Annotated in this window: 13 protein-coding genes; 7 read left to right on the forward strand and 6 right to left on the reverse strand. The window is 38.6% G+C overall.

All coding sequences use genetic code 11. The annotated features are described in order from the left end of the window. Position 1: 1 nt before the first annotated feature. A complete protein-coding gene (locus tag P6N53_RS04980) occupies positions 2-667 on the reverse strand; it encodes a GntR family transcriptional regulator (RefSeq protein WP_304541642.1) in 666 nt (221 codons plus the stop codon). 129 nt (positions 668-796) lie between these two features. Here P6N53_RS04980 and P6N53_RS04985 point away from each other — a divergent pair, with 129 nt between their 5' ends. After that, a complete protein-coding gene (locus P6N53_RS04985) occupies positions 797-1,723 on the forward strand; it encodes a DMT family transporter (RefSeq protein WP_304541643.1) in 927 nt (308 codons plus the stop codon). Between the two features lie 290 nt (positions 1,724-2,013). On the opposite strand, the gene P6N53_RS04990 is transcribed toward P6N53_RS04985, so the two are convergent. Beyond that, complete coding sequence (locus P6N53_RS04990) at positions 2,014-2,526, reverse strand: GNAT family N-acetyltransferase (protein ID WP_304541644.1); 513 nt, start codon at positions 2,524-2,526, stop codon at positions 2,014-2,016. A 298-nt stretch (positions 2,527-2,824) separates the two neighbouring features. On the opposite strand from P6N53_RS04990, the gene P6N53_RS04995 reads away from it, so the two are divergent. The 3 genes from P6N53_RS04995 to P6N53_RS05005 all read left to right on the forward strand — a co-directional run bounded on the left by P6N53_RS04995 (position 2,825) and on the right by P6N53_RS05005 (position 4,973). Then, a complete protein-coding gene (locus P6N53_RS04995; RefSeq protein WP_304541645.1) occupies positions 2,825-4,264 on the forward strand; it encodes a hypothetical protein in 1,440 nt (479 codons plus the stop codon). Positions 4,265-4,298: 34 nt separating this feature from the next. Then, on the forward strand, positions 4,299-4,565 hold the full coding sequence (locus tag P6N53_RS05000) for an EscU/YscU/HrcU family type III secretion system export apparatus switch protein (protein ID WP_304541735.1): 267 nt from the start codon (positions 4,299-4,301) through the stop codon (positions 4,563-4,565). A gap of 72 nt (positions 4,566-4,637) precedes the next feature. Then, a complete protein-coding gene (locus tag P6N53_RS05005) occupies positions 4,638-4,973 on the forward strand; it encodes a YmaF family protein (protein WP_304541646.1) in 336 nt (111 codons plus the stop codon). Between the two features lie 391 nt (positions 4,974-5,364). Here the strand turns inward: P6N53_RS05005 and P6N53_RS05010 are convergent, their stop codons facing one another. The 3 genes from P6N53_RS05010 to P6N53_RS05020 form a co-directional block, all read right to left on the reverse strand. Further along, entirely contained in the window at positions 5,365-5,712 is a 348-nt protein-coding gene (locus P6N53_RS05010; protein ID WP_304541648.1) for a phage holin family protein, read from the reverse strand. Between the two features lie 277 nt (positions 5,713-5,989). Further along, the gene (locus tag P6N53_RS05015) at positions 5,990-6,406 is read right to left on the reverse strand and encodes an SHOCT-like domain-containing protein (protein WP_304541649.1); all 417 of its coding nucleotides are present in this window, start codon (positions 6,404-6,406) and stop codon (positions 5,990-5,992) included. Between the two features lie 26 nt (positions 6,407-6,432). Then, positions 6,433-6,825, reverse strand: coding sequence for a DUF2089 domain-containing protein (locus P6N53_RS05020; RefSeq protein ID WP_373322984.1), 393 nt, complete (start codon positions 6,823-6,825; stop codon positions 6,433-6,435). Positions 6,826-7,153: 328 nt separating this feature from the next. On the opposite strand from P6N53_RS05020, the gene P6N53_RS05025 reads away from it, so the two are divergent. From P6N53_RS05025 to P6N53_RS05035, 3 genes are read left to right on the forward strand one after another with little or no spacing between them, the layout of a single operon-like run. Next, on the forward strand, positions 7,154-7,693 hold the full coding sequence (locus P6N53_RS05025) for an RNA polymerase sigma factor (RefSeq protein ID WP_304541650.1): 540 nt from the start codon (positions 7,154-7,156) through the stop codon (positions 7,691-7,693). After that, a complete protein-coding gene (locus P6N53_RS05030) occupies positions 7,677-8,990 on the forward strand; it encodes a DUF4179 domain-containing protein (RefSeq protein ID WP_304541651.1) in 1,314 nt (437 codons plus the stop codon). The genes P6N53_RS05025 and P6N53_RS05030 overlap by 17 nt, the downstream gene beginning before the upstream one ends. Positions 8,991-9,012: 22 nt before the next feature. Beyond that, positions 9,013-10,458: a DEAD/DEAH box helicase gene (locus P6N53_RS05035; RefSeq protein WP_304541652.1), complete on the forward strand. Its 1,446-nt coding sequence runs from the start codon at positions 9,013-9,015 to the stop codon at positions 10,456-10,458. 87 nt (positions 10,459-10,545) lie between these two features. Here the strand turns inward: P6N53_RS05035 and P6N53_RS05040 are convergent, their stop codons facing one another. Continuing rightward, positions 10,546-12,009: a catalase gene (locus tag P6N53_RS05040; RefSeq protein WP_304541654.1), complete on the reverse strand. Its 1,464-nt coding sequence runs from the start codon at positions 12,007-12,009 to the stop codon at positions 10,546-10,548. Between the last annotated feature and the right edge of the window lie 308 nt (positions 12,010-12,317).

Below are 12,317 nucleotides of genomic sequence, written 5' to 3' on the forward strand. Positions count from 1 at the left end.
TTTATTTATCCTTGTTCAAACCATAAAAATTCTCGGCAGCTTGCAGCCAATTTTGTTTCATAATTCTGCCGGCTGCTTCTTTGTCTTGACGTTCGAAAGCGCAGATTATTTCTTCATGATCCTTGGTGCACGTATGGGCAAGAACAACCGACTTTAGAAAATATAAGCGGCGTCCATGGGCCTGTAGAATGGAGTTCATTGAAAAGATATATTGATTGTCAGTAAGCTCGACAATTCTTTGGTGGAACTGTTCATCCAGCTTTAAAGCATCAAAGGAATTTTCCTCACTGATAGCCAGGGCTATCTTAGAATTTAAGTCACGTAAATAAATAATAGTTTTCTGGTCTATGAGAGGGGTTGCCAGTTCTGCTGCCAGAGACTGCAGCGCACCAAGGGGTGCAAATATCTTAAATATATCCTCATCCTTAATTTTTGTTACTCTAGTTTCCTTACCCGGTAACATCTCAATAAAGCCCTGATCTTGCAGAGTCTTGAGAGCTTCTCTAACGGGTGTTCGGCTAACACCCAAAGCATCTGCCAACTGACCATCATAAAGCTTCTCGCCTGGTTGAAAAGTACCATCAATAATCCATTCTTGTATTTGATTTAACACATAATCCTTAGCAGAAATTCTTGTAAATATCGGTAGTTTGGTGGGTATAGGCATAGCTGTTTCCATCCTAACTCAAATTCTTTATACATTATTTTAATGCATTGCTCATTTTTTTCAAGCATGATATATTGTTTGTAATATATTGCATATTACAAAACGGTATCGCTAGAAAGAAGGGCGCGTGTGTTAGTGAAAAGAGAATATGTGGTTTTATTTCTCATCTTGGCTAATATGTTTTGGGCAGGAAATTATATAATTGGGCAATATGTTGTAGCTGAAATGTCTCCCCTACAAATGACGTTCTCGCGATGGCTGATTGCATTATTGTTCTTATACCCAATAGCCACATGGATTGAACGTCCAAGTTGGAAAAAAGTCTGGCGGCAGTGGAAAGTTCTTTTGGTGATGTCCTTGCTAGGGGTTATGGGATATAACTTGCTTTTATACAAGGCTTTGCAGTTTACCACTCCACTGAATGCGGCACTGGTTAATGCCATTAATCCTGCGGTTATTGTGCTATTTGCAGCGGTTTTCTTAAAAGAGAAGATATCCTCGATAAATGGCTTGGGGCTTATAATATCACTATTAGGAGTTATACTCGTCTTAACTAATGGGCAATTGCAGCAAATATTTAGTGTTCATTATAACTTTGGCGATCTGTTAATGCTTTTAGCAATCCTGGTTTGGACTATTTATTCAATCTTAGGAAGAAAAATAAGGGATATCCCCCCAATATCGGCTACAGCCGTATCTGTATCTTTAGGCTTATTAACACTTTTTCCTTTTGTATTATTTTCAGATTTAAATTTTCACCTCAGTAAAGAGGCTACACTAGGTATTTTATATATAGGGATTTTTCCTTCTGTGGGGTCTTTTATTTTCTGGAATATTTCTATTAGGCAAATAGGAGCAAGCCGGGCAGGTATCTACCTTAACCTAATTACAGTGTTTACAGCTATTTTTAGTCTGCTGTTGGGTAAGCCTATCAGCTCAGTACAGATTCTTGGTGGAGTTTTAGTTTTTGTTGGAGTTTACCTATCTAATAAAGTAGTCAAACAGGCACAGGAGACACTGGACGATGGAACAAGATGTATCTCTAAAAATATTTAAGGTAAAGGAACCTAAAGGGTCGGCTGCAGTTGGAATGTAAAGAGTGGGTGATACTTCGTTCAACTGTGTGGATAGAGTTTTTGGGGACTATTGTATCAGATTAGAGCAGAAATAAAGGGTACTGAATTTATTAAGAGAAGGTCTCTGGACAAACCAGGGACCTTCTTTTTTGGGCGTATCAGCAAGTATAAATACTTTTGATGTGCACAAGGGCAACTAAGGCTTCCGCCGGCGCCTTAAGGCTTGGTGCAAGCCAAGTTTTCTTTGTTATTTATGAAATGTTTTTAAGCTTATACACCAAACTCTGGTGGATATTTAACTGTCCCTTTGATGTTGGTCAATGCCCCAGGGCTAAGTTCGAGGACCATGAATGCTTCATCTGGTACATCAAATGAGGCTTCCAATCCTAAAGACCTTGCTGGTAAGAAACCAAAACGTGGGTAATAATTCGGGTGACCAACTACAATTACAATCTTATATCCTAATCTCCTGCAACTTTCTAAACCTTGTTCAATAAGTTTACTACCGATTCTGCGGTTTTGATATTCTGGAAGTACCGCTAACGGTGCAAGACTTAGAACCGGTATATTCCCATTATCAGTTTCTATAGCAATGGTACTGAACAGTATATGCCCTACAATCATGTTGTTAAGAATGGCGACTAAGGATAATTCGGGGATATAATTCTCGGATTTTCTAATAGCTTCTACAAGATTTGGCTCAATAGACTTATTAAATGCTTTTAGATTAACGTTAAAGACTGCTGGATAATCGTCTTTGTCCTCGGGACGAATTTTGAGCATCTTTTGGATTCCTCCTAAAATTTATTGTTACGGAAGAATCCTTACAAGCAGCAATTCGACTACTATGAAGGATTCCCGTAATCCCTTCTGAGTGTTTCTAATATTACCGACACCTCATCAACTCCTTTATATATTACTAGATAAATTATAGCTACGATTTACAACCTATGCAATAATTAACCAGTTTGCGGCAACTTCCCGCTAACAGATTGCCGGCATTTATTGCGAAGTATGATAAACTTGTTTAACTTTCTACCGATTAATATAAATAATATGCTTATATAATGAGGCGATGGCTATGGAGATTAAACCGATAAACATAAAACTAATGAATGATATCATGATTAATCTGTCCCTTGGGAAGATGATAAGTCAAGGGGTTAATTGGCAGAAGGGGGAAATTCGTCAGGGTTTTGTTAGAAGTAATGTTTCGGGCAACGAGTATCTTATCCAGTTAGGTAATAGGGATATTACGGTCCGGTGTAACGAAGCCCTCCCTACGGAAGGTAGGATTTTACTGGAGTTGCAAGGAGTGCAAGATGGTAAATTTGTGGTAAAGCTTGTGGAGCCTATTAAACCTGATCAAGTTAGCCAGGAACAACTATTAACCAGAATCATAAACCAATTACAAATTAAAGATACACCATTAAGTAGGAGTTTAATCCAAGGTTTCATAAACCAGGAAATACCCTTAAAGGCCGAAACGTTAGAACTGGCAGAGAGACTGGTCCAACGTTTAGGTGGAGACACTCCGGAAAATATTGGAAAGACCTTATTGGCTATTAAAATGGGGATTCCCCAAGAGCCCCCAATAATTGATATGGTTTACTCCTTTCTAAAAAACACAAACAATCTCAAGCATGGCAACGATCCACAGCTGTTTATGTTTATGAATAGGCTAATGGCCATCTTGGGACAGGAACCTATTGGCGAGCAAATCAAGGCACCTGATGCGGTGCAAGAACTACGTAGTGTTGTACTACCACAAGAAGGATACGATCTTATTAGAAAAATACAGGACTATTTTAGAAATATTAGTATTGACACCCCAAAAGGTGTGGCCAAAGTAGCAGCACAACTAGAAGTCCTTTTAAATTCCCAGTTGGCCCAAAACAATATATCTCTACAAAACAATCAAAAACAGAGTAGATTGACTTTTAAACATAGAAACTCTGTAAATATACTAGAGCTATTTAGCAAACTCCTTGAAAACTTACGAGAGTCAGCTAGAGGTGCAAGTGAATCTAGCCCAGCTAGACAATTAACTCAGGAAGGTACATTGATCGAGCGGCAAATAGCAGGGCATCAAATATTCCAAATGTTGAATAAAGCTGAACAACAGGATTACCTTTATTTTAATCTACCCTTTATTAAACAAGATGAAACTGAGACCTGGGGGCAGTTAAAAATTATAAAGGATAATAGTGAGCAGAAAACTATTGATCTTAATCATTTTAGTATGTCATTAATGCTAAATACCCTAAGTTTTGGACCGGTGCTTTTAGAGCTTAAGGTAAGAAACAAGGATATTATGGCAGGGGGTAAAGTCACAAAAGAGTGGGTATCGGATTTGTTTAAAGCTTCATGGCCAAAACTTCAAAAAACCTTTGAGAAAATGGGATATAATTTACACTTGTGCTCCTGGAAAGTCGATTCCTTTATGGTGGATCTTCAACCAAAGGGACTCATGAATGACAACTCTGAGGGTTACTTGCAATCAGTTGATGTTACTGTTTAGAGATAAGGGAAGGTGAGCAACAATTACAAAGGAGATAACAAGAAAAAAAGCGGTAGCACTTCGGTACGACAAAGAAGAAGACCATGTCCCGGAGGTTATTGCTGCAGGTCATAGTTATCTAGCAGAAAAAATTTTGCAGATTGCCGAAGAGAAATCTGTACCTGTTTATAAAGATCCTGTTCTAGTGGAAATGCTCTCACATTTAAATGTTGGAGAAGAAATCCCACCGGAACTATATAATATAATCGCCGAAGTACTAACGTTCGTATACTCCCTTGACAAAGAGACCAGGGATAAATAAATCAATAACTACTCCTGTAACTAAATGGATTAAATTACCATATAATACTAAAAATGCAGGAGGGTGAGAACAATGGGCTTTGGATATGGAGGAATAGGAAGAAGAACTCATGTTCATCGTTATAATAATATAACTAGCCTTGATGTCGGACATAAACATGGAATGAATGGTATTACTGGTCCTACTATAAGGACTGGAACAAGTCATGTGCATAGCTTGAATGGAGTCACTACATTTGACCAAGGTCACAGTCATAATTACAGAACGGTTACCGGCCCAGCAATACCAACAAGACCAGGCTACCACGTACATAGGTATAGTGGTAGAGTTACAATCGCTGGAAGAACTCCCCACACTCATACATTTAATGCTTTAACTGCAGAGGCCCCTGATGACATTGGTTATTAAAATGACAAATTCTTTAGACATCAAGATATTGTTTTGGTATTATGTGGTATGTTAATTTAAATTAGAATGTAACTTCTCCAAATGGAGAAAATAATATTGCCAGCTTGGAAAATAACTCTCTCCGTTGAGGCCTGGTCTTAGTACCGGGCCTTAGTCTTTATGTGACCAATTATCTACTGGCAGGTGATTTGGAATCACTTAGAGTACAGAATTTTACATTGCAGGCCACTCTGTGGGTGGGAGCAATTGTCTTTAGCTATATGGCCCGGCACAACGGATTTGGGGTATCAAAGCTTGTACTTTTTGCGCCTGTTCGCATTTAGCCGGGTAATTATCTTTATTTTGTGAGAACAAGGACCACTGGTCTTTGCCATCTTTATAAGTTAAGCATCTAAGACTTGTCATGTATTAATGAAAGTCTGGCTCTGTTAAGGGCAAATATAATAATAGCTGGGATAAGTGCATATTTAAAATTAGGAATACTGACACCTTTTGCAAGGTATGCTGATAACTGTATAAGCCAGGCATTAATCAATAATGTAAATAAACCAAAAGTTATAAAATTTATAGGCAGTGAAATAAGAAGTAGTAATGGTTTTAAAAATAATGATATCGTAGCTAGGAGCAAACCAGCCCAAAGCACGGCCGCTATTGAGGATAAAGTTATGGCAGGGAAAAGTAAACTTGCAATATATAAGCCTAAGGCGTTGGTCAATGTAATGAGAATATAGTTTTTCATGATTTCACCTTATTAATAAAATGAAATACTGATGTAATCTCTGCCTAGAGTTATGTCTGCCATTTGCCAGCGGCCAAGTTGACGTAATTCGGTTAGTAATTGTAAAAGTGTACTAATTGCTATTCTGGGTAGTTTCAGACGGGTAGTTAAACATTCTCCAACGATTAGTAAATCTAATAAGGATCTAAGTAAATCATCAAAAATATATAAAGGTACGGGGAGAGTAAAATGCCAGTTCAGATGATTAATTTTAAATAAAGCGAAATTACTCTTGTGCTTATTCCACATATATTTCTACCTTAGTGTGACCTTCCTTCGGGTCATCGGTATCTACATCCACCAATTTGCCATCTACCAAGCCGGCGTCAATCAATTGCACCATTTCCTCGATATTAATCTCATCCAGGTTAATACCATTTTTCTGCATTTGATTGCGAGCTTCCTCAGGGATTAATTTTAACCCAACATCCGCTAATTTTGTAGCTACTTTTAATAAGCTTAAGGGGACATTAACATTTACCTTGGTATGATCGCCACTGGTAACACGAACTCTTAAGAAACGTTCGCTCGTATTTGAAGGGTTAACTGCTTTAACATCGGGTTCTTCGATTGCCTTTAATAATTCTAAACCTTCAGTGGCTGTTATGGTACCATTCTGGACCATTTCCAAGATCTTAATCTTCTCATTATTCATGTGTACACCGTCCTAATATTTTTATATTACCTTTTTGCTCTTCTTATTTGCTGGGTAGCTTCTTCAAGGGTAATTTGCCCTTTTTCCAGAGCGTCCAATATTTTTTGGCGGTCAGTTGATTCCGGAAGGTTTTCGGTTCTGTCGACTCCGTAACCCAGACTTTGTAAAACATTATCCAGGCGATTACGGACAGTGGGATAGGATATGCCTAGTTCCTTCTCTACATCTTTAATACTGCCCCTGCACTTAAGAAAGACTTCAATAAATTCTAGCTGCTCTTGTGGTAAACGGCAAAACTTGGAAGGTAGAAACTCACCTTCGATTTTGGTACGACAGTGATTGCAAGCTAAGTTAGTGACAATCATTTCATGTTCACAGACGGGGCACCGATTTAATATTTTATTGTTGATAATTATCACCTCGAGTATTAATATATCAGGCCTATTGAAATAAATCAATTTATATTTTAAACAAATCAAAGAAATAATTAAAAATAATTAATTTTATTAATAAGAAGCTTAAAGATATAAATTATAAAATCAGGCAGCCCACCTGCCAGGCGAGAAGAAAGCATATAGTTATAGGGCGAATATACCATTGAGCAGCATTTATGCTGCCATTTTTATTATCATTGACAAAGGGGGTAGACTTTCTTTTTTAAGGTACTCCGATTATTCCTTTGCTGAAAACATTTAAAATAAACTGTATAGTTAAATGAACTTTTCCTATGGTGATATACTCTTATAAGTGAAGAGAGGTGCTGAGGTGGGAGTAGACGAACTTGTCAGAAAAGCAAAACAAGGGAATAGGGATGCATTAATTGAGTTGGTTATGCTGCGGAAGCAGGAATATTATAAATTGGCCTATGTCTTTCTAGGCAATAAAGAAGATGCTTTAGATGCCATGGAAGATATGATTGTAATCTTATACGAAAACATTTCTAGGTTAAAAAAAGACGAAGCTTTTTCCACTTGGAGTAAAACCATATTAGTAAACTGCTGTAAAAAGATACTCAAAAATAATAGGAAAACAGTATCAATAGAAACCATCGAAGAAATTGTGGCTGAAGATGGCATTGAACATAAAGATAATCAAATATTGTTAGAAAAATATCTGTCGCAATTAAGTGATAAGCACCAAGAAGTCATTCGATTACGGTATTTTTTAGACTTGGAATATCAAGTTATCGCAGATATATTAAAGATACCCTTGGGAACGGTAAAATCCCGGATTGCCTATGGAATCGAGAGATTAAAGGAATGTTTTGGAGGTGAGACTTCTGAATAACATTGAAGAACTTCTTAAAAAAAGGAAAGATCAGCTAGACCAATTAGAGGTTCCGGAAGAATTAGAAACTAAACTGCGCAGTGCCTTAGTGAAATCAAAAAAACCAAGGATAAGGGGCTGGGCCATTAGGGTAGCTGTTGCCTGCCTTGCGGTTTTGGTTATTAGCTATAATTTCAGTACATTCGCTTACTATGGTAAAAACCTTGTAGGATATGATAACGTTATGAACGGAGCTTTAAAGGAACTTAACGAGTTAGGCAAGGGGCAGATAATTGGAACCAGCTTTACTTTCGAAAATGGATTAACTATCACCTTAGATGGAATTATGCTGGATGACAACCAATTACTAGCCTTTTATCGTATTAAGGACCCAACTGAGAAAGTAGACTTGCAGCAACTACATCATCATATCGAAATCGAAGGATTTTTGGGTCGATATTATATGAAAAGTGGCCAAGGGGAATTAGATGAGGAAACAGGAGATATGAAATGGATGGCAAGCTTCGAGGTTCCACAATTCTTTGAAAAAAAGCTGCACTTAAAGGTTGGGATTTCGGAGGGTGGTATGACCAAAGAGGGTGAGATAGTCTTTCACTTGGATAGGGATAAGGCTATGAAGAACACATTAAAAAAGAATATCAACCAAACTATAAAGGTAGATGGCACTAAAATTCATCTTGAATCTATCTTAGCTTCCCCTACCCGCACTGCCATAACCGGAACCATACAAAACATTTTAGAATTAGCCATCGACCAGCTTAGGGACGAGCGGATAAGGCCTAAAAACTTATCTATTAAGCTAATTGCAAATGGTAAATATGTACCGGAGCAAGGGGCAGGGATGAGTACAGATATGAAAGGGATAACATTTGAATATTATTTCGAGCCTTTGCCGGAAAATATACAATCAGTTCAAATAGAGATTGATAGCATTTCTGCGGACTATGATGTTAAAGAGGAAGTTAGTTTAAAGAAAGATATGGAGAAGCTAAATCTAGAGGTCTTAGATCAAAAGATTGAGATAAATAAACTCTACCAATCCCAAGAAAGCACCTATGTCACGATTACTACGGACGAAACAACTACCCTTACAAGGGTGTACCTGATGATAGATGGAAAAAAAGTCGAGCTAAAGGAAACTATAACGGATGACTACAGCAAACTAGGTGATGGTAGAGTTTTGCATACTAGAACATTAAATTTCCCAGCAACAGGCCAAGACTATAAGCTAGAAATCGAGAGAATGACCTTTTTGAAAAGCTATAATAAGATTATTGATATCCCTGTTAATGAATAGGTAAAAATAAAAGGAGCCATATATGAGCATTAGAAGCTTCAAAGATTATCAATTAAGTGAAAAAATCCTTCAAGCGCTGGAAAGTTTGGGTTATAAGCATCCAACAGAAGTTCAGGCTGAAGTAATACCCATGGTCCTTCAACACAAAGATGTTGCTGTCAAAGCAGAAACGGGAAGCGGTAAAACAGGTGCATTCGGTATCCCTCTTTGTGAAATGATTCAGTGGGAAGAGAATAAACCTCAAGCTTTAGTATTAACACCAACCCGAGAGCTTGCTGCTCAAGTGAAGGAAGACATAACAAATATTGGAAGAATAAAAAGAATTAAGGCCACAGCCATTTATGGTAAAGCACCCTTTGCCAGGCAAAAAGCAGAATTAAAGCAAAAGTGCCATGTTGTAATTGGCACACCAGGACGTGTTCTGGATCATATCCAAAAAGCAACCTTTAACTTAGAACGAGTGAAATATCTTGTTATAGACGAAGCTGACGAGATGTTGAAAATGGGTTTTATTGATCAAGTTGAGGCTATTATCCGGGAACTGCCGGGAGATAGAGTTACAATGTTGTTTTCTGCAACCTTACCCAAGGGTGTAGAAAATCTATGTCAGCAATACATGAAGAACCTAATCAACATCGAGATAGAGGCAACTGGACATACGATGGAGCAAATTGAACATTCTCTTATCATGGTAAATGAAGACGATAAATTTGAGCTGCTTAAGGATGTGACTATTACTGCTAATCCTGATAGCTGCATTATTTTCTGTCGAACTCAAGAACAAGTAGACCATATGGCTGCACAGCTAGATCGTCTTGGCTATAATTGTGACAAAATTCATGGGGGGATGATTCAGGAAGATCGTTTTAATGTTATGAATGAATTTAAGAGGGGTGAATTCCGTTACTTAGTGGCAACGGACGTGGCTGCTAGGGGGATTGATATAGATAGCATTTCACTAGTAATCAACTATGACCTTCCATTAGAGAAGGAAAGCTATGTCCACCGGACAGGAAGAACTGGACGTGCAGGTAAAAGAGGAAAGGCCATTACCTTTGTTACACCCCAGGAAGAAAAATTCTTGAGTGAAATAGAAAAATACATCGGGTTTAAAATCCCTAGAAGGGACATACCCACCAAACAAGAAGTGGCTATTGGTAAGGCTGCCTTTGAAGAAAAAATGAACCTTAGGCCAACTATCAAAAAGGATAAAGGTGAGCAATTAAATAAAAAGATCATGAAGCTTTATTTCAATGGTGGCAAGAAAAAGAAGATTAGAGCAATTGACTTTGTTGGGACCCTTGCTAAAATTGAAGGGATAACTGCAGAGGATATTGGAATTATTACAATACAAGACAATATTTCGTATGTTGATATCTTAAATGGTAAAGGCCCCCTAGTTCTTAAGGCTATGAAGAATACCACAATTAAAGGTAAGCTGTTAAAGGTTCATAAAGCATCCAAGTAAAAGGACGGGAGCAGAACCTTAAATTCCGGGCAATTAGCTCTTATAAAAAAAGGAGTGGCAGCAAGTGCCACTCCTTTAATAATGTGTTTACTCCACTTCATTAAGGGAAATTCCGAGGGCGTCTGCCACTCCTTTGCCATAGGCAGGATCAGCTTTAAGGCAATTCCCGATATGTCTGATTTTGATTTCCTTTGGAGCATCTCCCATAGCACGGGCGGTATTTTCAAATAGGGCTTTTTGCTGTTCAGGATTCATCAGTCTAAATAATTTACCTGGCTGAGTGTAGTAATCATTGTCATCTTCTCTAAAATCCCAATGGTCTGCGGCGCCATTTAAAGCAAGTGGGGGTTCCCTGAATTCCGGCTGTTCTTGCCATTTACCATAGCTATTAGGTTCATACCCTATAGTGCTGCCGGCATTGTTATTAACCCTCATTTGACCATCACGGTGATAGCTGTTAACTGGACAACGAGGTGCATTAACAGGTATCTGGTGATGGTTAACTCCTAATCTGTAGCGCTGAGCATCCCCATAGGAGAATAATCTCCCCTGGAGCATTTTATCAGGGGAAAAACCTATACCAGGAACAATGTTAACAGGGTTGAAGGCTGCCTGCTCAACCTCTGCAAAATAGTTTTCGGGATTATGATCGAGCTCAAGATAGCCAACCTCTATTAAGGGGAAGTCCTTCTTGTACCATACCTTTGTCAAATCAAAAGGATTGTAGGGCATATTGGCTGCCTGCTCGTCAGTCATTACCTGGATAAACATCTTCCACCGTGGGAAGTTACCAGACTCAATACTTTGGAACAAATCTCTTTGGTGACTTTCACGATCCTTGGCAATAATGGCTTCTGCTTCAGCGTCAGTCAAATTTTCGATCCCCTGCTGGCAAACAAGGTGAAACTTGACCCATACACGCTCATTATTGGCATTGATCATGCTGTAGGCATGGCTGCCAAAACCGTGCATGTGCCTGTAAGATTTTGAGATTCCCCGATCGCTCATGGTGATAGTGACCTGATGGAGTGCTTCCGGAAGGGAAGTCCAAAAGTCCCAGTTGTTTTTGGCACTTCTCATATTTGTATGGGGGTCACGCTTTACAGCATGATTTAGGTCAGGAAACTTTAGAGGATCACGAAGGAAAAACACGGGAGTATTGTTCCCGACCAGATCCCAGTTGCCCTCTTCTGTATAAAACTTTATAGCGAAGCCGCGGATATCACGCTCAGCATCTGCAGCACCACGCTCGCCGGCGACGGTTGAAAAACGAACAAACAGCTCAGTTTTCTTACCTATCTCGGAGAAGATCCTGGCCTTTGAATATTTTGTAATGTCATTTGTTACAGTAAAACTGCCATAGGCACCGGAGCCTTTGGCATGCATTCTTCTTTCGGGGATCACTTCCCTGTCAAAATGGGCAAGCTTTTCCAAAAACCATACATCCTGCAGCAGCATCGGGCCTCTTGAACCGGCAGTCATAGCATTTTGATTATCTGCGACTGGGGCTCCGGCAACAGTAGTCAGCCCTTTCTTATTTTCCTGAACCATGGTTGTACCTCCTTAGATTTGTTTTTTATCAAAAAGATCCTGGATAGGCACCTTTGGTGTCAGATATATAGATAAAGAGGACTGCTACATCCCCTTTAATAATTCATTCTTATTACTATTAGCTATTACACTCTGGCATACCTACAACTTAATTTAAGAGATGATGATTTACACATAGATGTATGGATGGAGCGGCATACACTACAAATGACAGGGGTAAGGAGGTCTGATTAATAAATCAGTTGAAAGGAAAAGGTCAGAGCTTTATATCCTCTAACGTGTTGCCAAAAAGGGTTTAAAGCTGATTC

It is taken from the genome of Desulforamulus aquiferis (assembly GCF_030577015.1).
Taxonomy (GTDB): Bacteria; Bacillota; Desulfotomaculia; order Desulfotomaculales; family Desulfotomaculaceae; genus Desulfotomaculum; species Desulfotomaculum aquiferis.